Consider the following 21621-nt stretch of genomic DNA (forward strand, 5'->3'; position numbering starts at 1 on the left):
AGTCATCAGCATAGCGCACAGTCGCGATGCGCTCGGGTGCATGGCGACGATGCCGTTATTGGGTCCTCACAGAGCGAGGATGTAGTGCAGGAGGATACTCGCACGCTAGCCGCATGCGCGCTACCCGTCCGTGTCTTGCCTCCCGCAGCTCTCAAGAAGACCAGCTCGTAGCCACAGCTCGGTGGCTGGAAGGATGCAAGCATCGGCGAGTGTGTGCGCCAATGGCATCGATCACCCAGTCCCGCGCGCTGGCTCATGACTTCCGTAATGTTCGCGCGCAATAGTGGAGCGTATCGTTCGTCCAACCAGGCGCGACGCCGTTAGTAAGGCGGGTCTAGGCGCCGTTGCCGCGCGCCGATGAACCACTATGCGCCACAAGGTCCGCTTCGAAAAAACCCGACGCCGAATCGTTCCAATCTGCCCAGCCCCGTATTGGAGATGATGCAAAAAGGTCAAATCTGCAAGAGTGCCGACAGTGCCTGGTTGCGGCGCTAACTCGGCGCGAGATAGCCAGTTCAGCGCAGTTACCACTCAAAGCTCCTTGATAACACCGGCTTCTGTAGACAGAACGGCAACAGAGATGGGAGCTCTGGCAGAGCAATCATTGACTTAGGCCATCCCGGGATGCGACGCGTCACTCGGGTCGGGCCTCGGCCGAGCAATCGTTATTCAATAGCGGTTCGCTGCTATTTCACGTCAGCACGGTATCAGCCGAGCCCTTATCTGCAATGAGCAAGACCTGCGCGAATGGATTGCTCTGGCGGAACGGTCGGCAACCGCACGAGCCGGAGCGGAAAGCAACTCGCCCTCGGGTCGGTACCAAGTGTCAAATGAGCCTATAAGCTTTGGCAGGTGGCGAGCTCAAGATTTCTGACTAGCCTTACCTCAGCCCCTTGATCACGCATTGTGAGCAGCATTGCTGGTGCGGAGACGGTTCCGGGTGCCGGGCAGAAGTCGTGAAGGCCCGACCAAAGTTGAGGCAAACGAGTCGTTTGTCGAGCGGACACTGGAAATAGTATTCGCTCGCGTCGTTCAAAGTGTTTGATCTTGTTGGTGCTCGATATTTTTCCCGGGTGCAATTCTGGAGCGATGCCGTGAGGTCCACCATGCAGCCCAATTCTCAACAGGCCCGAGATGCAGCGTATCAGCTCCATCCCTACACTAACGCGCGGTCGCACCAACAGGCCGGCCCGCTCATCATTGAGCGCGGCGAGGGTTCCTATGTCTTCGACACGGCCGGAAACCGCTACCTCGATGTCATGGCCGGTCTCTGGAGTGTGGGACTTGGCTTCAGTGAGAAACGGCTAATCGAAGCCGCGAACCGACAGATGACGCTCCTGCCATTTTATCATACCTTCGCATCACGATCGAATGGGCCTTCCATCGAGCTCTCCGAGAAACTCGTGAAGATGGCTCCAGTGCCCATGAGTAAGGTCTTCTTTACCAACTCCGGGTCCGAGGCGAACGACACGGTGCTGAAGCTGATCGCCTATCGCTCGAATGCATTGGGCCAGCCTCAGCGCAAGAAAGTCATCAGCTGCTTACGTGGATATCACGGCGTCACGATCGGTGCGGCAAGCCTGACCGGGTTTCCGGACAACCACCGCTCGTTCGATCTGCCGCTGCCGAACATTTTGCACACGGGTTCCCCCCATTTCTACAAAGACGGTCATCCCGGCGAATCGGAGGAGACCTTTGCGACGCGCCGGGCCGAGGAGCTCGAGTCGCAGATTCAACATGAAGGCCCCGATACCATTGCAGCATTCTTCGCCGAGCCTGTAATGGGCGCGGGCGGCGTCGTCGTTCCGCCGCCGACTTACTGGGACAAAATACAAAACGTACTAAAGCAGCACAGCATTCTTTTGGTTGCCGATGAAGTGATTTGCGGCTTTGGCAGGACTGGCAAAATGTTCGGTTGCGAAACCTACGACATCGCGCCCGATGTAATCGTAGTGTCGAAGCAGCTCACGTCCAGCTATTTTCCACTTTCGGCCATAATTATGAATGACCGCATGTTCGAGCCTGTCGCGGAAGAGAGCAATAAGGTTGGAATGCTGGCTCACGGATTCACAGGTGGCGGTCATCCGGTTGGCGCCGCCATCGCGATTGAAAACCTCAAACTCATCGAGGAGCGGGAGCTGATTGCGAACGCGCGCCGCATCGGCGGCTACATGCAGGAACGGCTGCGTACGCTCAGCGACCATCCACTTGTCGGTGAAGTCCGCGGCGTTGGCCTTATTGCGGCAATCGAGCTGGTGCTGGACAAGGACCTGAAGGTGGCCGCTGCTACTCCGGGCGCCGTTGGCACTATCGCCAGCCGGTTGATGCACGAGCAAGGGATTATTATGCGGAATGTCGACGATGCGTTAGCGATGTGCCCACCTCTGATCGTCAACAAGGACCAAATCGACGCGCTTTTGGACGGGATCACGGGCATGCTCCACAAGCTTAAGGCGGCCGTCGTCAATCTGTCACGAGCCCGATGATTCTCCACTCGAGCCCTCTAGTCGCCTACAAATCCGTTTCGCCTTGAGAGGCCACGAAATCAATACAATACGCAACAAACGCCCCTGCATTTAAACAGATCGAATCTGTGCGAGCCCCCCCAACGCAATCGATGTGGGATTGGGCGTGATCGCTCCGGCGCGTTGTGTGATCACCGCTGCCGGATAGAAGCAGGCGAACGCGAGGTAAGCGATGGTCTCGCGCCTTGTTCGAATGCATTGACTATGCCGGAGTTGAGAAGTCTTCGTCCGGTGTAGGGTGTCCTTTGGATGACGCCTGCCTTCTCAGGCTAGCGAGAGCGCTGTTTAACAGCCCTGATGGACAGGAGTAAGTGCAGCGCTCAGGGTAACGGGTTGTTGACACTGCCCGGCGTCTTCGGTGGGCCGACAATGAGGAGCTCAAGATCCTGTTCGAGAGTTTCCACACGGTCCGTCTCATCGACAGTGCGGCGATACGACATCTTGCGCCCGGTGCTGCTGATTTGGCGTCGATGGTTTCGGGGGAGCTATCGCCAAATTTTGGTGATACCAACACGATGTCGGGCCAGGCAAACGACGGGGTCGCCTATTACACCGCCGACGGCGGTTACGAAGTTCTGCAGGGCACCAACTACAAGGCCGGAGGATTCATGAGTTGGCCCTATTACGCCCAGACCTCAGATTGGACAGGATGCGCCAAGGTCGTCAGCCGCCCGTGCGTCGCGCCAGGTGACTAGGATCATGGGCCCCGAGGCTACTGACTGGAGTGCGCTCCGTGTGGGCTTGAGCGCCGGAGGACCACCTTCGCTGAACAAGGCGACAATGTTGGCGGAGGAGTCCCGACTGAAGCTTGCTGTCCTACCTGATTGCAAAAACTTCAGCGCCGGCCTCGGCGGCCGCTATTGGGCCATGTCGACTGAAGAGCACAGCGACGGCACGGGCAACGGGAGCGTTTGCTTCCGTGATGTTTCACCAGTTTTTGCTTTCGCAAAGCAGCGCTGGGTACGTTCTTTCGGGCCTCCTACAGATTAAATTGAGAGGAAGCTCTTTGAACCACTTCAGCGCCACCCTCGCGATCGTCTGGCGAATCGCTGCCCTTTATTTCCGGTCGGAGGACAAATGGGCCGGCCGCGGCCTCCTCGCCGCCATCATCGCGATGGAGCTGGCGCTTGTGGCTATCCATGTGTTGCTGAACCAGTGGCAGAACCGGTTTTACAGCGCGCTGCAGGCGAGCGACTGGGACGCCTTCGTCACGCAGATCTGGATCTTCGTCGCCCTTGCGTCAGTCTATATCGCGCTGGCCGTCTACAAGCTGTACCTCAACCAGTGGCTCCAGATCCGCTGGCGGCAATGGCTGACACGGAACTATCTGGGCGAATGGCTGCAACGCGCCACCCACTACCGCATGCAGCTCAAGGGCGATACGGCCGACAACCCGGACCAGCGCATCACCGAGGACGTCAGGAACTTCGTCGAGCTGACCCTGATCATCGGCCTTCGCCTATTGTCGTCCATCGTGACGCTGTTCTCCTTCGTGATCATCCTCTGGGGTCTCTCCAACGCCGCCCCGCTGCACCTGTTCGGCGCCGATCTCATGATCCCCGGCTATCTGTGCTGGGGCGCGCTGGTCTACGCGATCTTCGGCACGGCGCTGACGCACTGGATCGGCGCCCCGCTGGTCAATCTCAATTTCGAGCAGCAGCGCTTCGAGGCCGACTTCCGCTTCAACCTCGTCCGCGTCCGGGAGAATTCCGAGCAGATCGCGCTGCTCAAGGGCGAAGGCGCCGAACGCGGCCGCCTGCTGGATCGCTTCGGCTTCGTGATCGGCAATTGGTACGCCATCATGAGCCGTACCAAGCGCCTCACCGCGTTCACCGCGAGCTATCAGCAGGCCGCCGTAATCTTTCCCTACGTGCTGGTGGCGCCGGCCTTCTTCGCCAAGAAGATCCAGCTTGGCGACATGATGCAGACCGCCTCCGCCTTCTCGAGCGTACAGGGCGCACTGTCGTTCTTCGTCACGGCGTACCGGTCGCTGGCGGAATGGCGCTCGATCGTCGCGCGCCTCGACGGCTTCGAGATGTCGGTCGACGCGGCCGCGCACCTGCCGCCGCACGAGCCTGCGATCGCCCTCAAGGCCGCGGGCGACAATCGCAATATCGCAACAGCTCTGCGTGAACCTGCCGAGCGGCACGCCGCTGGTCGCCGCCGACGCCTTCTCCGTCCAGACGCCGGAGCGCGTGCTGGTGACCGGACCGTCGGGCTCCGGCAAATCGACGCCGTTCCGGGCTATCGCCGGCATCTGGCCGTTCGGCACCGGCACCATCTTCGTCCCGGAAAGGCGAAGCTGATGACGTTGCCCCAGCGCCCCTATTTCCCGGTCGGCGTGCTGGCACCGGGCGCATACGAAACCGCGCGCGTCAGGGACGCGTTGATCGCGGTCGGGCTGCCGGACCTCGCCGAGCGTCTCGATGAGGAAGGCCATTGGAACCGGATGCTGTCGCTGGGCGAACAGCAGCGCCTCGGGCTGGCCCGCGCGCTACTGCACGCGCCCGACTATCTGTTCCTCGACGAGGCCACCGCGTCGCTGGACGAACCGTCCGAGGCCCGGCTGTACCGGCTGCTGACGGAAAAGCTGCCACTGGCCACCATCGTCTCGATCGGCCACCGCTCGACGCTGGACGCCTTCCATACCCGCAAGGTGACGATGGTGAAGCACGGCGCGATCCACCTCCTCGGAGACCATGGCGCGCCGGTCGAGAAAGAGCCCAGTGCGGCGCTGAGGCGCCAGCGGGCGCCGCGGAGCCAAAGCTCCTGTTGCGGTCGAAACCCTGAGCAACGCAACAGGGCGACTCCAGACGTTCTGCAGGAGGTGGGTCGCTTTCTCGGCCGTGTTTTAAGCTCGCGAGTCCAGCGTCAGGTTCCGAATGAGTTTGCAAAGTCAAGCACCATCACCGTGGGATACGACGATGAGCGCGAATGACAATCAGAAAATCTCGTTGCAGACACTTACGGCTTTGGTGGTCGGCAGCTTGGTCGGCGCCGGCGTTTTTTCGGTACCGCGCAATTTCGCGACAGCAACGGGCATTTTCGGGGCACTCATCGCCTGGGCCATCGCGGGCGCGGGCATGCTGATGCTGTGTTTCGTGTTCCAGACTCTGGCCAACCGCAAGCCAGACCTCGATGCGGGCGTCTATGCGTATGCCCGTGCTGGCTTCGGGCCGTACGTCGGCTTCTTCTCGGCGTTCGGCTACTGGGCCAGCGTATGCGTCGGAAACGTTTCGTACTGGATCCTGATCAAATCAACCCTCGGGGCATTTTTCCCGGTGTTTGGCCAAGGAAATACGCTTTCCGCCGTGCTCATCTCGTCGGTTGGTATATGGGCATTCCATTTTCTGGTTCTGCGTGGCGTGAAAGAGGCGGCAGGAATAAACAAGATCGTCACGATCGCCAAGATCATCCCGCTGGTGGTATTCGTCTTCTTGACTATGTTCTATCTGAAACCCGCTGTGTTCGCGGACAATCTCTGGGGCGACTCAGCTGGCGACTATGGCAACCTCTTCGCTCAGGTCAAGGCGACGATGCTTGTCACCGTGTTCGTCTTCCTTGGCATTGAAGGAGCAAGCAACTACTCGCGCTTGGCTAAGAAGCGCCAAGACGTTGGTGTAGCCACGGTCGTAGGATTCCTTGGCGTTTTGGCTCTGTTCGCATCGGTTTCGATTTTAGCTTACGGCATCCTGCCCCGCGCGGAGATCGCACAACTCCGCCAGCCTTCCGTCGGTGGCGTGCTCGAGGCCGCCGTCGGACATTGGGGAGTGGTGTTTATCGCCGCTGGAGTGATTACCTCTTTGCTCGGCGCCTACCTGGCGTGGACGATGATGGCCGCCGAGGTGCTTTCGATAGCGGCGAAGAAGCAGGATATGCCGGCCTTCTTGGCGCGAGAGAACGCCAATCAAGTGCCCTCATCGGCACTGTTGATGACAACGCTACTGATTCAAGCGGTGCTTGTTACTACATTGGTTTCGGACGACGCCTTCACCTTCGCGCTCTCACTATGCAGCCATCTTTCGTTGATACCCTATTTTCTCTCCGCAGCTTTTGCGCTGATGCTGGTGCTTCGCAAAGAGACTTATGAAAAACATTCAGGCGATCTCGCCAAGGACACAATTATTGCGGTGTTGGCGACGCTCTACACGATATTTCTACTGTTTGCCGGTGGGATGAAGTTCTTGCTGCTTGGATTTATTATCTATGCCCCGGGCACCATCCTCTACTACATGAGTCGACGAGAGTTAGGTAAGCGGCTCTTCACACCCGCCGAGTGGCTCTTGTTCGGCGTAGCTGTTGTCGGATGCATTGTCGGCATACACGGCTTGGCCACGGGGTACATCAGCATCTAGGAGCCTGTCCGAGTAATCGGATTTTTCTCGACGAAGCACAAGCGTCGTGATTCAAACGGCGGATGAGCAAGACATTTCGTCCTTGGGACGTTGATCAGGTTTGGCTGCTGCCGCCGTCGGTCCAGGATTTGGTGCCTCCCGGGCACGTGGCCCACTTTGTTCGCGACACGGTTCGCACGGGTTTGGACCTGTCGGCGATCATGGATGCCTACGACGAGGAGCGCGGCTTTCCGCCCTATCATCCTGGCATGATGGTGGCGCTGCTGCTTTGTGCGTACAGCCAGGGGATCTACTCGTCGCGCAGGATCGCTCGGGGCTGCGAGGAGCGGCTGGATTTTGCGGCAGTAACGGAGATGCAGCGTCCGGACTGCGGATTCCGACGAAGCCGGCCATGCATTCCAATTCGAAGCCGGCCGGGTATTCCGATCTGAAGCCGGCCACCCGTGGCGTCGTTCGCATGGGTCAATTTCATGATGTCGTCGAGGGCTGGGAAGGTCAAGAGACCGGTTGATCTTGAGCGGTTTGCTTCTGCTTCCTGAGGCTCTCTCCTTTGAGTTCGATGCGGTAGGCATTGTGGACGAGGCGATCGAGGATCGCGTCGGCGATGGTGGGGTTTCCGATGATTTCGTACCAGCGATCGACGGGCAGCTGGCTGGTGACGATAATCGAGCGGGCTTCGTATCGATCCTCGACGATTTCGAGCAAATCACGGCGCTGGTCGGCGTCGAGAGGTTCTGGTCCCCAGTCGTCCAGGATCAGCAGATCAAGTCGTGCGATCGCCCGCAGCATCTTAGTGTAACGGCCATCGGCGCGGCCGAGCGCGAGGGCGGCGAAGAGACGCGGCACACGATGGTAGGCAACTGAGAAGTCGTCTCGGCAAGCCTTGTTGCCGAGGGCGCAAGCGAGCCAGCTCTTGCCGACGCCGCATGGCCCGGTAACGAGGAGATTATGTCGTGCCCGGATCCAGTCGCCGGCGGCGAGTTTTAGAAAGAGCGTGCGGTCGAGGCCGCGGATGGCGCGGTAATCGACATCCTCGACGCAAGCGGCATGACGCAGCTTGGCGGCTCGAGCTCTGCTTTCGAACCGCTTTTGCTGGCGCAGCGTTTTCTCGTGTTCCAGGAGCAGGGCCAGCCATTCGGCGTGTTCGAGGCTGCGCGCTTCGGACTGGGCATCGAGGTCCTTGAAGCCTTTGGCCATACCGTGGAGACCGAGGCTATGCAGCAGGTCGAGGGTGGGATGGGTGAGCATGCTGGATAATCCTTTCAATGGAAGTAACCGGGGCCGCGCAGATTGGGATGTTCGATGATCGCGTCCTCGGTATCGCGAGAACTGCGTTCGAGCTTGTTGGCGATGATGGAGGCGATGCTCTTGTAGGTCAGTGCGCTGACCCCGACCGCGCGGGCCGCGATCAGCTCGGCGCGTTCGGGATCAATATCCTTGAACAGCCGAAGCACGCCGAGACAGGTCCGGAATCCCTGTTCGGGATGAGGCCGATTGGCCAGGATGGCGAGGACGAGCCCCTCGGTGTTGGGCCCGATCGACCGCCCCCAGCGCCGGAATCGATCGGGAGTCCACTCGGCGTAACGCCGATGCGCACTGGGCATGTGATCGGGATCAGTGCCGTGCCGGCGGCCGCCATAACGGCGCTGGTGAGCAGCAACACGCAAACCCCGATGGAACAACTCGATGGTCCGGGTGGTGGCGCGAACGTCGACCTGCTCCCCGATCAGGCCGTGTGGCACTGAGTAGAAGAAGCCGTCGACCTCGACGTGATAATCGAGCGAGACGCGGGCCAGGAGCCATTCCGCGAACTGATAGTCGGCATCCGGCAACGGCGCCAGGACAGGCATCTCGACGGTCTCGAACAATTGTCGGCGACTGACGCCGATCCGGCGCATGACGTGGGCGTTGATGCGCTCCAGCGCGGCGGCGATTGCCGCGTTCGCCTCAGCCAGCGAGAAGAAGGTCTGCCGGCGAAGCCGTCCGAGGATATAGGTCTGGGCAAAACGCACTCCGGCTTCCACTTTTGCCTTATCCCGGGGCTTTCTTGGCCGTGCCGGAAGGATGCCAACGCCGTAATGGGACGCCATCATCCCGTAGCTGCGATTGATTTCAGGGTCGTAGAACGACGCCCGGTGCACGCCGGACTTCAGATTGTCAGGGACGACGAGGCGGGGCACCCCGCTAAAGAACCGGAACATCCGGACATGGGCCTCGATCCAGTCCGCCAGTTTCTGCGTCCATGTCGCCTCGGCGTAGGTGTAATTCGAGGCGCCAAGCACGGCGACGAAGATCTCCGCGTCGCGCACAACCCCGGTTTCGCGATCAACGATCATGATCTTCTTGCCGGAGTAATCGACAAAGACCTTGTCGCCGGCCGGATGGTCCTGCCGCATCGTCAGAGACAGCCGCCGCTCGAATTCCCGGAATAAATCGCAGAACCGGCTGTAGCCATAACCTTCCGGATGGACCGCCCGGTACTCCTCCCACAACACCATCAGATTGACGCCAGGCCGCTTCAGCTCACAGGCCAGCGAGGCCCAATCCGGCTCAGCTCGCCGGCGGAAGCCGCGCCTGACGCCGGCATGGGCAAACAGACGTTGTTCAAGAACGGCGTCGGTCAGATCGCCTGCCAAAGGCCACGCCAGCCCGGCAGTCGAGGCACGCTTGAGATTGTCCTGGATGGTGCTGCGCGCCACGCCGAGCGTGCGCCCGATCTCCCGGGCGCTCACCCCATCACGGGCAAGCCGCAGCATCTGTCGTATCTGTCGCATGGTCAGTTCTCTCTTGGCCGGCATCCGCTTCCCCTCGTGATCAACGAGGGATTTGATGCCTGAGGGACTGACCCAAACGAAAACGCCGACTTCCAAAACCCGGCCGGCTTCAAATCGGAATGCCGGCCGGTTTCATTTCGGAATCGTGGCCGGCTTCAAATCGGAACGATGGCCGGCTTCAGATCGGAATACCCGGCCGGAATAAATCGGAATCCGCATCCGGACTTCCGCACGATCAGCGAGTTCCGCAAGCGCCATCTGGCCGCGCTATCGGGCCTGTTCCGGCAGGTCTTGAAGCTGTGCCGCGAGGCCGGCCTTGTGAAGCTTGGCCATGTGGCGCTCGATGGCACCAAGATCAAGGCCAATGCCGGGATCAACAAGGCGATGAGCTATGGCCGGATGAAAGAGGCCGAACCGAGGCTTGCTGCCGAAGTCCAACGCTGGTTCGCCGAAGCCGCTCAGACCGACAAGGCCGAGGACCGCCAGTTCGGAGCCTTGAAGCGCGGCGACGAGATGCCGGACTGGATGGCCAATAAAGAGAAGCGGCTCGAGAAGATCCGGGCCGCCAAGGCCGCGCTGGAAGCCGAAGCCAAGGCTGCTGCCGAAACCAAAGCCGCCTCGAAGCCGGACGACGACGGCTCCGGCGACGGCGGCAGGGGCCGGCCGGGACGCAAGTCCAAGCCTGTCACGGCAGAGCCGAGCGACAAGGCGCAACGCAACTTCACCGATCCCGACAGCCGCGTGATGCCGACCAAAAACGGCTTCATCCAGGGCTACAACGCACAGGCCGCCGTCGATGGCGCCCATCAGATCGTCGTGGCGCACACGCTGACCAACTCGCCGAGCGATCAGGCGCAGCTCGCACCCTTGCTCGATGCCATCAAAGCCAATCTCGGGACGAACCCGGATGAAGCATCGGCCGATGCGGGCTATTGCTCGCAAGCCAATCTTCGCACGCTCGTTCGACGCCGGATCGAGGGCTACGTCGCCACTGGACGGCAAAAGCACGGCACCAAGGCGGCCACGGCAAAAAGGAAGCTCAAATCCGGCACGCTGATCGCCAGAATGAGCACAAAGCTCAAGCGCGCAGGCTATCGAAGCCGGTATCGATTGCGAAAACAGATCGTCGAGCCGTCTTCGGCCAGATCAAGCAGGCAAGAGGCTTCCGCCAGTTCCTCCTGCGCGGCATCGACAAGGTCAAAGCCGAATGGGCCATGATCTGCACCGCCCACAACCTCACAAAACTCGCAGCAGCACGCTAAGGAGAAACTTGTCTCCAAAAAAACGCTCAGAACTCGATCCGCTTGATCCCAAGTCCATTACCGGGACAGGCTCCTAGGCCGTAAAGCGGAAAACCATCTGGCGATCGCAAATGAGCAAAATGTTGGTGTACACTTGGAAGTCGCTCAGCTACGCAAGGTGATGGTCTGTGCGCCGGGCCTGGCTCAGACGCGATTGCCTCCCTCCAATTGCGATCAGCTGGACCCAATACAGTTCGCTTAGTGACGGCGACTCTTATGTGTTCAGGCACTTTTTTATACGTGCGGCGCACGTCGGTAGGTCTAACGAAAGGTCAACTCCGAAAGCGCGCAAATTGGTCGCCAAATAGGCCTGACAGCGGTGGCCCCACTCCCGAATTCTGCCTTTTATACCCAAGTCCGGCGAACCAATCCAACCGCTTTCCGTCAGCACCGTCGAGAGCAAAATGGCGCGGGTATGGAGATCGCCGCTCGCCCGAATATATAATTCATGGCCTGCCGCTTGAGGCCACAGACGAGTCACATGAGGATTGGGTCAATCGCCTCCATCCCGATCATCGCGAAGCGACGGTCAAGCATTTCCTCGAAGAGCTCGCCGGCTCGAGCGAAGACAATGGCCCTGCTGGTTGCGCAGCCAATCGAGCAAGTCCTGCGCGTTTCCGGTGCCTTGTCAGGTGCCCTGCGTCACGGCCATCCGTGTCGGCAGTGAATTTGGCCGCAGAACGGATCGCCGCTTATCGTTCCTCATTCTGCTTGGCTGGTCGGCTCGTTTAAAGGACATGAACGCGCGCCTTTCGACTAAAATGGTCGGCGAGATCCGCGAACAGAGAGCTGGCCCCGGTTGTTTGGACAGCGCCCCGCGGGATTTAAGTGGATTCCTGCCGGGTTATGCTGAACGCGGGGCCTTACGATTTTGTCGTTGCGTCGGGAGGGCGTAGCCCGACCAGAGCGACGACAAAAATCGTCGGCGACGGTCATGCGGCCATCACCATAGCTTGCGTGCCGAAGTAAGCCTCATCGGGCGTGCGCCCGTCAAGGCTCGAGTGAGGGCGTCCCTGATTGTAGAAGGCCAGATACTTGGCAATTGACGCTCGCGCCTCGGACACGCTGTCGTAGGTGCGGAGATAAACTTCTTCGTATTTGACCGTGCGCCAGAGCCGCTCGACAAACACGTTGTCGCGCCAGGCGCCCTTGCCGTCCATGCTGATGGCGATCTTCGCGTCCAGCAGCACATCGGTGAACTCGAGGCTGGTGAACTGGCTGCCCTGGTCCGTGTTGAAAATCTCGGGCCTGCCGTGCTTCGCCAACGCCTCCTGGACCGCTTCGACGCAGAAGGCCGCCTCCATTGTGATCGAGACGCGATGGGCCAGGACCCGTCGGCTGAACACATCGACGACCGCCGCGAGATAGACGAAGCCACGCCGCATCGGAATGTAAGTGATGTCCATTGCCCACGCCTGGTCGGGCCGCTCGATCTTCAATCCGCGCAACAGGTACGGGTAGATCTTGTGACCCGGTGCCGGCTTGCTCGTGTTCGGGCGACGATAGACCGCCTCGATCCCCATGCGCTTCATCAGCGTCGCGATGTGCGGCGACCGGCGTATACGCCTTCCCGCCGCAGCAACGATCGCAGCATACGCGCTCCCGCGAAGGGATAATCGAGATGCAGCTCATCGAGCCGACGCATCAAGGCAAGGTCCTCGGCCGAAACTGGCCGAGGTTCATAGTAGACCGTGCTGCGAGCCAGCTTCAGGACCTTCGCCTGGCGCACGATAGAAAGATCATGACCGCGGTCGATCATCGCTTTGCGCTCAGCAGGCCCGCCTTGGTGAGCGCGCCGGACAAAAAATCGTTTTCCAACGCCAGCTCGCCGATCTTGGCATGTAACGCCTTCAAATCGACCGGCGTCTCGGCCGATGCCTTGTCATGCCCAAACACGCCGGCGGCGCCTTCCAGGAGCTGGCTTTTCCAGATCGTGATCTGGTTCGGATGAACATCAAACAGTTGCGCCAGCTCCGCCAGCGTCTTGTCGCCTTTGACCGCAGCCAAAGCAACCTTCGCCTTGAATGCCGGAGAATGCGTCCGGCGGCTCTTCTTCGTCATCTTCGCTCCTGATTCGCGGCAAGAATCCTCGCCGCTGTCAGGCAGAAAATCCACTCAAGCTACTGTCCGAATTTGCGGAGCCAGCTCTGTGTCGGATTGCGCCAAAAGTCCCGCCACTCCGCGATCGGATAATCGAGCGAAACCGGTTCAAACCGTCCGGTTCTTTTCGAGTAGATCAACTGCATAATCGCCGCATCAGGCTGCAAGGTAGTCGCTGGTCGTCGTGACCCTGCCATAGGCAAAGCCAAGTGCCGCCATGAAGGCCGCATGTACCTGCGCAGCGGGCACTATCATGCCGCCGAAGTTGAGATCGCATGTGGCGCAGGCGTCGTGAACGATGGTGGTTTTGTAGCCGTGATCGACGGCGGCCCGGCTGGTAGAATCGATGCACATGTGGCTCATCGCACCTACGATGACAACTTCCTTAACGTCCCTGGCGTCAAGCAGCTGCTTCAAATCGGTCTCGCGGAAGGCGTTCGGATGATGTTTTATGATGACAAGTTCACGCTCCATTGGCTGGACAATTGGATTGATCTCCACGCCTTTTGTGCTCGGCTTGAAGATAGGAGCGTGAGGGTCCTCGATTTCGTGCTTAATGTGAATAACAGTATCGCCCCTGGCACGGGCGCCCTGAATCACTCTGGCCGCATTGGCAGCAGCGTATTCGATGCCAAGCAGGGGCAGCTTCCCAAATGGGAAGTATTCGTTTTGGATGTCGACGACGATGACGGCGCGTTGGCTCATGGCATCTCACTTTACACTTGTTGGACAGGCCGCCGATCGGGATTCGTCGGGGGAGCTGTCGACGTGTTACTCACGGTCGAACTGAGCGCGTTGCTGCGATGTTGGCGTCCGCAGTATCAGCAGAATTCGAGTGCCCTGCATCTGAGTTCTGAGTAGGTGCTATCGGAAGAAACCGGGAGCACCGGCCTGTCCGTGCGACGGCTCCGCCACTTCTTATTGATGCGGGCTTTCTTTCGCGTTGAGTTGGGCGTGGCCATCCAGCCGAACTACCTCCAGGATCGGCCCGTCCAAGTTGAAATAGCATTTGCGGTTTCGATCGATCGTGTCGCATTCGAGCACAAGGCGATAGGGATAGAGACCCGGCTCCAGATCGGGCACGATTGACCCTGCCCAGTAGTAATATGACGGCGTCCACGGACTGCGAATCTTGTCCGGGCCGCCATAGATCTTCAGATCATTGCATATCTTGCGGTACTGCGGCGTGTCGTCGGACAGAACGAACACGATGTTTACGATGCGCGCGAAAAGGGGCCAGCTCCCGTCGGGGCGCTTTTCCATGTCAGTACAATAGACCAGCCAGTTCAGGACCTGACCCTGGCGACAAACGGTGCGCAACGTGTTCGTGCCTTTGCCGGTACTCTCGCCGCCATTGTCCATCAGCCCAGTGTTCCCGGTGACGCTGCCGGCCCGTAGTGTGCCTGCAACGTCTATGAGGGTGACGATGTTCAACTGGGTGGAGGGCAAGGCCGGGATGCTGGGGGGCTTCTGAGATGCCGGAGTGACGGGTTGCATCATGAACTCCCGTTTCAGGTTGCGTCGTGGGAAGCTTGGAGAGCAGCATTAATGAGGCGTGCATCGGCACCTTTGTTAAGCGTCCGCGTCCGGCTGCCGAGCTCTAAGGTCAGGCCATAGAGTAAGTCGCCGACTGGCTGCTTCACCAGCCCGACCCAGTAGCAGATATCTGAGCCGGGATAGGTTTCCCGACGAACCTCGCAGATTTGCGCCGGCAGTTCGATTGCCCCGATCGCCGCATGAGTTTCGCATTCAATCGGTAGCAAGGTCCAGATGATCCGGTCTCCCGGCGTCGTCGCAGTAGCGAGTGCGGCGGTCGCCTGATCGCGGGATCCACCGAGACGGTTGTCATCGATCATGTAGAGATGACCAGCGAGCGTGTCGGCCTCCAGCGCGCCGACGACGTCCACTACCATTCGAACATTGATGGTTTTCATATCGCCTCTCCCGCAGCGCTCGTCAGACAAGAAGGTAGGATCGGCAGGAGGCCGGGAAAGAAGCCGCCAGTGAAGCCGTTGACGCTCGGGGCGGTACCAACCTGGATGCTGCATGTCAGGCTGAAGAGCTTCGGCTCCCACACCGGCTCGCCGTTCTCCTGAACCTGCTGATAAAGCGTCACGTCCATCTGATATTCGTGGCGGCCGACCTTGGCTGTATCTACGGTAGCGCTCCAGTACCAGCCATCCGCCAGCAGGTCGGGCGAACCGTAAAGAGCTGGATATAGAACACCGTGCTCCACCGCCGGACCGCTGATGTGGGTGACAACCGGGGGCGCGCTGGCCTCGGCGGCGGGGTCGTCAGGCTCGAGCACCTCGCCAGCACCGTTGAGTAGGGGGGCGTCATAAGGCTGGACCACGCTGTTGCGGCGAACCAGCAGGGGTTTTGGCATACGAATGGCTTCCGGATCAGAAAGCAGCTTGGCTCTACCATCCCGGGTCGCCTTGCGGAGGGCGTCCACCAGCCGGTGTTCGGTGTTCGCCGTGTTGTAGCGGTGGCGATAGCTGCGGGGCAGCGTCAGTGGCAAATCGGCGACCCCGACGGTGATCCAGTTCAGGACCGCCTCCGTCGCCTGCGAACCGTCGGCATTATAGACACCGGGTACATTCGTGACGCGGGGGCCGGCTGGCGGAGCGAATGGGCCCGTATTGTCGATCAGATAGGCATTCCCGTCCAGAGTGCCCTCTTTCAGAGCCGTCACAATATCGATTACGGTAACAATCGAAATCTGCATCTTATCATCCTCCCGTTGGAGCGGATTGTGCGACCGCCCAGATAGGCGGTGAGGCCTGAGGCGGAATCGGTTGCCCTGCCGGTGGAGGCATGAATAGAAGGGACGGCCCGTCGATTGTGATGGTGCGCCCGGCCAGGCCGCTCGTGACGAGCGTCAGCCGGTAGACATGGCGCGAGCCTGGAGCCAGCCACCAAGGGACGTGTCCTTCCCAACGCACCGCCCAGGGAGCTGGAGGGCCTGCGGCCGGCGGCGCGTTTCCGTCGAACGATACGCCCGTCAACCAAGCCGGGGCCTGGACATCGAGCGGCGTCAGGCTCCAGCGGACCAGTTGCCCCGGCCAGACCGGACTAGCCAGCTTAGCGGTGCCGGAGCCCTGCCCGCCGCAGAGGCTATCGTCAAACAAAAAGATATTGCCGTCGGCCGAATTGCCAAGCAGCAGGGCGACGACATCGACAAAAACTCGGATATTGAGTGGTGTCATCATTTGCCTCCTCCGGCGGCGGTCCCTTTTTCCGGTATCAAGCACGGTCGACGACGAGGGGCACCTTTCCGACTGCCGTGCGAACCAAGTCAGTCCCCCTTGGATCTACAAACCTGATGGCAAAGCTGTAGCCGGAGCTCAGCAGGCTCGCCTCATTCGCTTCCAGCGCGTTAAAGACGGACAGGGATCGGACCAACCCGGCGATGATCAACGGCGAGGAGCCTTCCGGCGCAAGCCGCGCGGCGACGTGCGCCGAGAGGGATGTGGCTTCCGGCGTACCGAGCAACAAGCGCAACTGGCGCTTCGCGCGGTCGATCTGAAACTGCATGTCAGTGGCGACACGGTCGATCTCCAGAACTTGTCGCCGGCGGAATTCGGCAATGATGGCCGCTAGGGCCTGAGACGCCGAATATTGTGTGTCGCCGATATGCATGAAGTCGCCGCTGCGGCCGACATACTCAAATTGCATGGCATTTAGACCGGGCGACCGCAGATCCGGGCGGCGGATGACCCGGTCGCCTATTTTGTAGCGCAGTACCGGGGCCGCATTACCGAACAGCCGGGTGACCACCAGCTCGCCTTCCTCCCCTATCGGCGCCCATTGTCCGTCCGGCCTGACCACCTCCACCAAGTGCAGGCCGGGTACCGCCGTGAGGACGGGGCTTTCCGGATCGAGCTGCAGGCCGATCGTTTCCGCTTGGGTGGCCGCGAAGTAGCTCAGTACGATCAGGTTCGGATAGGCCTGCCTTAGATCCGCCCGCGCCTTGGGCGTCAGCACGCCACTGCCATAGAGGGCCACGCGGAAGCTGTGCCGCGCCTCGCGGGATAGGCCGTCGGCGAAGCTCGCGAGCAGCGCGATGCTTTGGGTAATGCCCATGATCGCCTTCGGCCCCGGATAGGACATCATCAGCTCGAAGACTTCACGGCTCATCGGCCCGGCTCCGATATAGTTGACGCCGGGGATCTTCTGAAGCACGCCGCCCACCATAGTGCCGCTGCTCCACATCTGATAGTCGGCGAGCGTAGTGGCCACCCATTTGGCACCACCGCCGGTAAGATGGCGCGCCATAATGTGTCGGCCCATGAAATCCCCAGCCCAGCCGTATGTCTCCTGCAGCTCACCGAGCGGATAGACAGTTTCCGATGGTTTGCCCGAGCTAGTGCCACCGCTCGCCACGACCTCAAAGCCACAGCGCTCGATGGGCACGACCATGCCCGGCCGCCTCCCCGTGAACATCTGACGGAAGTCTTCTTTTTCGGTCAGTGGCAGCGCTTGAAACCGGTCGAAACTATCCACCGGACCGACGCCTACAGCATCATCGATGCGTCGGCGCCACAGAGGGTTGATGCGGGCAATAGAGGCGAGCTGCGACACCCTGCGCTGGACGATGACGGCTTGCGCTTCCAAGCTCATTTCATCGATCCGACAGCCGGCATGCGCTTGCGCGGACAGGAGTGTGGTCAAGAAGGAGGGCAGAGCTAGCACGTGATCCACAGTGCACGGATTTAACACCGTGTCGGGCAGCACCTTGTAGTCGAAGTTGTCTAGCGGGGAGGCGAAGTGGCCCATAGTCATTCCGCAGGCTGGAACCCAAAGGGGAGGTCTTGGCCGCCCTTTGTGGAGTCGTTTTCAAGAATGTCGCGGGCGTGGCGTCGGATTTCCGCCCCCATACCGGCGATGTCGGACAGGCCGATCCTATGATTCATAAGAACGATGCGGAGCATCGTCTGTCCATTGAGATCGACCTTGGATAGGAGATATCGGCCGCCCGCCCGTACGCGGTTACGCAACTCAAGTTGGAGGCTGGAGAGGCGATAACCGCTCAGGCCCGGAGGCTGATGAACGAAGCAGAGGATATTGGACTCAGGCTGGTACGGTACGATGAAGTCCGGCTGATCGACGAAGTAATCGTACGCCGCCCTGGTTATCTTCACTAACTGCTCCAACTTATCAGCGAAGGCTCGGCGGCCATATAGCGACCAAGCTAACCACAGGTTGAGGATTGTCGGGCGCTTTGTGCATTCGAAGTTCTTCACGCCGCTCTGTACGGCAGTCATCTCATCTTCGAACGGGTCGAATACATAACTGTCTTTCTGCGGGAAGGCTGTTTCCGCAAAGCCCTTCTCGCGATAGAACAGCAAGGTGCAAAGGGCCGGGACGAACAGAGTCTTATGGGCATCCAGGCAGAAAGAATCCGCCAGCTCCAGTCCCGCAAGGCGTGGCCGCAGTTGGTCGGAAACCAGAAATGCGCCATTGTGCGCTGCATCGACATGGAGCCAGGCGCCGTGCCGCTTGGCTAAGGCAGCAAGCTCCGGCAACGGATCGTTAGCGCCAATTGCGGTCGTCCCGGCCGAGGCAATCAGGCAAAAAATGTCCAAGCCCTGGACCGCCGCTCCGTCCATGATCGCTCGCGCCCGTTCTGGGCAGATCTGCCGTCGTTCGTTCAGCGGCAGCCGTATCACCTGATCCTGACCGATGCCAATGATACCGGCAATGCGGGAGACCGAGAAATGCGCATCCTCACCTATGGCAATGGCTGGCCGGCTCGCGCGGCCAACTGCAAGTCCGCCGTTCCAGCTTCCCGAAATGCGACGATTACGGGCTACTAATGCGGCAGTCAAGTTAGCGAGCGAGGCCCCGGACGTCGTCACCATCTCGAAGCTGCCTTGCGGCCACCCGATGAAAGGGCCGAACACCTCTTCGATCAGCCGGTCCGCAATGTTGGCGAGCTGTCCCGCCTCGTAGTAGGAGGCCGGCTGGGGGGCCATGGCGGACACCATTTCGAAAACGGCGGTGACGGGCATCACTGAGCTGAACTGCCGCCCCATATATCCGCGGGAATTCACCTTGATGCCGGTTTCCAGGTAAAGTTCGAGGATGTCGGCGAAGCGGCGCGAGTCGAAGCCCTCCAAATCAGCCGTCGTCATGAGACTGCGGGAGCTAGCCATCAGGTCGACTGGCCTTTGCAGTCGGACACCTTCCACCTCATCACGCGACAGCATATCAGCGAGCCGCTCGATAGCCTGATGAGCGGCTGCGGTGAACTCTCGAACGTTAAAAAACGATTCTGTTTCGGCGGCGAACGTCTCGCGCTGATGCGAAGAACCTCCGTCAAGCACGCAAAGGCTGTCCATAATCGTCGCGCCGCTCAAGGTTAATGATCGCTGCCAACTCACCTGCGCTACAGGGCAAGCTATTCTCAGCCGCTTGCTAGGTCGTGTTGATCGAAAAGCGTTGTCGTGAGAGTGGGTCCTGAGTTGTGGCGCTGCGTTGTCGCACACAGGTTGCAGCGCAAAACAGAATACCCTTCTTGAACATCGCGGTTTCACTCAAGTCGCTGCTCATGTCCGACATTTCCAAACATCCAACAACGAGTGCAATGTAACATGGAACTCGTTTGGTGACGGCAGAGCGTGCGACATTCTACCGGCCGGGTCACCTACCAGGAATGGTTGCCATCCCTTGCAACGCCGGAACCCGAGCTTGGCTGTGTTACACGAAAGGTTCTTAGCTGGCAGTTTCCACCAGCGTCAACTTTCAGCCCAGTCGGAGTGTCACCGTATACAGACGAAGAGAGAGAAGAGAGCAGTGACGGCAACCACGCCTGGGAGCTATCGCCCAAAGTTGGTGACGGCGGGAATCGGAAAGGCGGCATATCGTGGGGGTGCTTGACGCCTCCACTTCTCCACCGAAGGAGCGATATGCCGTGTCCAACGATAACGTCATCCATCTGATTCAGCCAGGAATCTTCGACGATCAACTCACAGAAGTCTTGCGAAATGGAGCGCGTGCCCTGCTGGCCCAGGCGGTCGAGGCCGAGGTTGCAGACTTTCTAGCAGGCTGTTGAAAAAGGCGCTCGCCGCCGACGGGTGACCGTGATTCATTGGCTCCGACGAGATTCGGAGATGGTGCGTGCGCGGCGGCGACAATCGAACGGGCGAGCTGTTCAGCTACGTTGACCTTGAGGCGCGGGTGCGGCGCGATCATCCACTGAGGGCGATCCGGGTCATCGTGAACGAGGCGCTGTCTGCGCTGGAGCGCGAGTTTGCCGCGCTCTATTCGCCGATCGGGCGGCCGTCGATCCCGCCGGAGAAGCTGCTGCGGGCGATGCTGTTGCAGGCGTTTTATTCGATCCGCTCGGAGCGGCTTCTGATGGAGCGGCTGGAATACGATCTGCTGTTCCGCTGGTTCGTCGGAATCGGCGTCGACGACGCGGCCTGGGACCATTCGGTGTTCTCGAAGAACCGCGACCGGCTGCTGGAAGGCGACATCGCGGCGAAGTTCCTGGCGGCGATGCTGGCGCAGCCCAAAGTGAAGAAGCTTCTGTCGAGCGATCACTTCTCGGTCGATGGCACGCTGATCGAGGCCTGGGCCTCGATGAAGAGCGTCAAGCCGAAGGACGGCTCTGGCGAGCCGCTGGCTCAAGGCGGCGGGCGCAATGGCGAAGCGGACTTCCATGGCCAGAAACGTTCGAACGACACCCATGCTTCGACCACCGATCCGGATGCCAGGCTGTACCGCAAGGGCAAAGGCAAGGAGACGAAGCTGTGCTTCATCGGGCACGGGTTGATGGAGAACCGCCACGGCCTGCTGGTCGACGCCTGCTTGACGCTGGCTGATGGGCATGCCGAACGGGTGGCCGCGCTGCACATGATCGAGCCTCGTGCCGACCGGCCGACAGCGATCACGCTCGGCGCCGACAAGGCCTATGACGCGGAAGACTTTGTCAACGAACTGCGCTCAATGAAGGTGACGCCGCATGTGGCGCAGAACACGAGCGGCCGTAGCTCAGCGATCGATAAGCGCACGACGCGGCACAGCGGCTATGCTGTTAGTCAGCGCATCCGTAAACGCATTGAGGAGGCGTTCGGCTGGATCAAGACAGTCGCCGGACAACGAAAGACCAGGTTCCGCGGCCGCGATCGCGTCGGATGGGCCTTTGCCTTCGCGGCCGCCGCCTACAATCTGGTGCGGCTGCCGAAACTCATGGCGCAGGTCGGCTGATGGCCAAGGCTCCCGCCTTCGCCAAGGCTTTTACCGGCCGCTGGCGCATCGTCGAGATGGACGTCTGGGATAACGACTTCCTCGACCTCGTCGAAGAAGCGCATCTCACCTTCCGGGGCAAGTCCGATGGCGAAATTGCCTTCGGCGCTCTCAAGGGCTTCTTGGACGTACGCTACGGCACCCGCGACGGTTCGGCCTGCGCGGAGTTCTCATGGGAAGGGCACGACGAGAATGACCCCGCCTGCGGTCGCGGATGGGTTATGATCGGCACTGCGGGCAGGCTCGTCGGCCACTTCTACATACACAATGGCGACGACTCAGGCTTCGTTTGTGAACGCGGCTGAGTTCTTCA

13 protein-coding genes and 6 pseudogenes are annotated in these 21621 nt (G+C 60.3%); 9 read left to right on the plus strand and 10 right to left on the minus strand.

Features of this window, described 5'->3' with window-relative positions; genetic code table 11:
- Positions 1-1106: 1106 nt before the first annotated feature.
- The 4 genes and pseudogenes from IVB23_RS13790 to IVB23_RS13805 all read left to right on the plus strand — a co-directional run.
- The gene (locus IVB23_RS13790) at positions 1107-2486 is read left to right on the plus strand and encodes an aspartate aminotransferase family protein (protein ID WP_247803898.1); all 1380 of its coding nucleotides are present in this window, start codon (positions 1107-1109) and stop codon (positions 2484-2486) included.
- A 1045-nt stretch (positions 2487-3531) separates the two neighbouring features.
- A pseudogene (locus tag IVB23_RS13795) lies at positions 3532-5259 on the plus strand (ABC transporter ATP-binding protein/permease); the annotation flags it as partial.
- A gap of 190 nt (positions 5260-5449) precedes the next feature.
- A complete protein-coding gene (locus IVB23_RS13800) occupies positions 5450-6880 on the plus strand; it encodes a basic amino acid/polyamine antiporter (RefSeq protein WP_247803899.1) in 1431 nt (476 codons plus the stop codon).
- A 62-nt stretch (positions 6881-6942) separates the two neighbouring features.
- Positions 6943-7248 (plus strand): annotated as a pseudogene (locus tag IVB23_RS13805) (transposase); the annotation flags it as partial.
- A 127-nt stretch (positions 7249-7375) separates the two neighbouring features.
- Here IVB23_RS13805 and istB read toward each other — a convergent pair.
- Together istB and istA are read right to left on the minus strand one after the other, a co-directional pair.
- Positions 7376-8128: an IS21-like element helper ATPase IstB gene (gene istB / locus IVB23_RS13810; RefSeq protein WP_247803900.1), complete on the minus strand. Its 753-nt coding sequence runs from the start codon at positions 8126-8128 to the stop codon at positions 7376-7378.
- A 14-nt stretch (positions 8129-8142) separates the two neighbouring features.
- Entirely contained in the window at positions 8143-9654 is a 1512-nt protein-coding gene (gene istA / locus IVB23_RS13815) for an IS21 family transposase (RefSeq protein ID WP_247804854.1), read from the minus strand.
- A gap of 744 nt (positions 9655-10398) precedes the next feature.
- On the opposite strand from istA, the pseudogene IVB23_RS39445 reads away from it, so the two are divergent.
- Positions 10399-10716: pseudogene (locus IVB23_RS39445) on the plus strand (transposase); the annotation flags it as partial.
- Positions 10698-10904: pseudogene (locus tag IVB23_RS13825) on the plus strand (transposase); the annotation flags it as partial. The pseudogenes IVB23_RS39445 and IVB23_RS13825, both read left to right, overlap by 19 nt.
- 983 nt (positions 10905-11887) lie before the next feature.
- On the opposite strand, the pseudogene IVB23_RS13830 reads toward IVB23_RS13825, so the two are convergent.
- The 8 genes and pseudogenes from IVB23_RS13830 to IVB23_RS13865 all read right to left on the minus strand — a co-directional run bounded on the left by IVB23_RS13830 (position 11888) and on the right by IVB23_RS13865 (position 19417).
- Positions 11888-13016 (minus strand): annotated as a pseudogene (locus IVB23_RS13830) (IS3-like element ISRj2 family transposase).
- A gap of 195 nt (positions 13017-13211) precedes the next feature.
- Positions 13212-13760, minus strand: coding sequence for a cysteine hydrolase family protein (locus IVB23_RS13835; protein ID WP_247803901.1), 549 nt, complete (start codon positions 13758-13760; stop codon positions 13212-13214).
- A 213-nt stretch (positions 13761-13973) separates the two neighbouring features.
- On the minus strand, positions 13974-14555 hold the full coding sequence (locus IVB23_RS13840) for a hypothetical protein (protein ID WP_247803902.1): 582 nt from the start codon (positions 14553-14555) through the stop codon (positions 13974-13976).
- 11 nt (positions 14556-14566) lie between these two features.
- Complete coding sequence (locus tag IVB23_RS13845; protein WP_247803903.1) at positions 14567-14989, minus strand: hypothetical protein; 423 nt, start codon at positions 14987-14989, stop codon at positions 14567-14569.
- Positions 14986-15783, minus strand: coding sequence for a hypothetical protein (locus IVB23_RS13850; protein ID WP_247803904.1), 798 nt, complete (start codon positions 15781-15783; stop codon positions 14986-14988). The genes IVB23_RS13845 and IVB23_RS13850 overlap by 4 nt, the downstream gene beginning before the upstream one ends.
- A 4-nt stretch (positions 15784-15787) precedes the next feature.
- Positions 15788-16267: a hypothetical protein gene (locus tag IVB23_RS13855; protein WP_247803905.1), complete on the minus strand. Its 480-nt coding sequence runs from the start codon at positions 16265-16267 to the stop codon at positions 15788-15790.
- 34 nt (positions 16268-16301) lie between these two features.
- The gene (locus IVB23_RS13860; RefSeq protein WP_247803906.1) at positions 16302-17834 is read right to left on the minus strand and encodes a hypothetical protein; all 1533 of its coding nucleotides are present in this window, start codon (positions 17832-17834) and stop codon (positions 16302-16304) included.
- Between the two features lie 2 nt (positions 17835-17836).
- Positions 17837-19417 (minus strand): pyridoxal-dependent decarboxylase, encoded by a 1581-nt coding sequence (locus tag IVB23_RS13865; RefSeq protein WP_247803907.1) that lies wholly within the window; start codon positions 19415-19417, stop codon positions 17837-17839.
- A 554-nt stretch (positions 19418-19971) separates the two neighbouring features.
- Here IVB23_RS13865 and IVB23_RS13870 point away from each other — a divergent pair.
- The 3 genes and pseudogenes from IVB23_RS13870 to IVB23_RS13880 form a co-directional block, all read left to right on the plus strand.
- Positions 19972-20100 (plus strand): annotated as a pseudogene (locus IVB23_RS13870) (IS256 family transposase); the annotation flags it as partial.
- A 77-nt stretch (positions 20101-20177) separates the two neighbouring features.
- Complete coding sequence (locus tag IVB23_RS13875; protein WP_247803908.1) at positions 20178-21269, plus strand: IS5 family transposase; 1092 nt, start codon at positions 20178-20180, stop codon at positions 21267-21269.
- Positions 21269-21613: a hypothetical protein gene (locus IVB23_RS13880; RefSeq protein ID WP_247803909.1), complete on the plus strand. Its 345-nt coding sequence runs from the start codon at positions 21269-21271 to the stop codon at positions 21611-21613. Before IVB23_RS13875 ends, IVB23_RS13880 begins: the two co-directional genes overlap by 1 nt.
- Positions 21614-21621 lie beyond the last annotated feature (8 nt).

The sequence above is a fragment of the Bradyrhizobium sp. 191 genome (assembly GCF_023100985.1).
Lineage (GTDB): Bacteria > Pseudomonadota > Alphaproteobacteria > Rhizobiales > Xanthobacteraceae > Bradyrhizobium > Bradyrhizobium diversitatis.

What these genes read in the sequence shown, in the direction of transcription:
- IVB23_RS13840 (WP_247803902.1), bottom strand. Translation starts at nt 14,555, where the DNA reads ATGATGCAACCCGTCACTCCGGCATCTCAGAAGCCCCCCAGCATCCCG.
- IVB23_RS13835 (WP_247803901.1), bottom strand. Translation starts at nt 13,760, where the DNA reads ATGAGCCAACGCGCCGTCATCGTCGTCGACATCCAAAACGAATACTTC.
- IVB23_RS13850 (WP_247803904.1), bottom strand. Translation starts at nt 15,783, where the DNA reads ATGCAGATTTCGATTGTTACCGTAATCGATATTGTGACGGCTCTGAAA.
- IVB23_RS13880 (WP_247803909.1), top strand. Translation starts at nt 21,269, where the DNA reads ATGGCCAAGGCTCCCGCCTTCGCCAAGGCTTTTACCGGCCGCTGGCGC.
- IVB23_RS13790 (WP_247803898.1), top strand. Translation starts at nt 1,107, where the DNA reads ATGCAGCCCAATTCTCAACAGGCCCGAGATGCAGCGTATCAGCTCCAT.
- istA (WP_247804854.1), bottom strand. Translation starts at nt 9,654, where the DNA reads ATGCGACAGATACGACAGATGCTGCGGCTTGCCCGTGATGGGGTGAGC.
- istB (WP_247803900.1), bottom strand. Translation starts at nt 8,128, where the DNA reads ATGCTCACCCATCCCACCCTCGACCTGCTGCATAGCCTCGGTCTCCAC.
- IVB23_RS13860 (WP_247803906.1), bottom strand. Translation starts at nt 17,834, where the DNA reads ATGGGCCACTTCGCCTCCCCGCTAGACAACTTCGACTACAAGGTGCTG.
- IVB23_RS13855 (WP_247803905.1), bottom strand. Translation starts at nt 16,267, where the DNA reads ATGATGACACCACTCAATATCCGAGTTTTTGTCGATGTCGTCGCCCTG.
- IVB23_RS13800 (WP_247803899.1), top strand. Translation starts at nt 5,450, where the DNA reads ATGAGCGCGAATGACAATCAGAAAATCTCGTTGCAGACACTTACGGCT.
- IVB23_RS13845 (WP_247803903.1), bottom strand. Translation starts at nt 14,989, where the DNA reads ATGAAAACCATCAATGTTCGAATGGTAGTGGACGTCGTCGGCGCGCTG.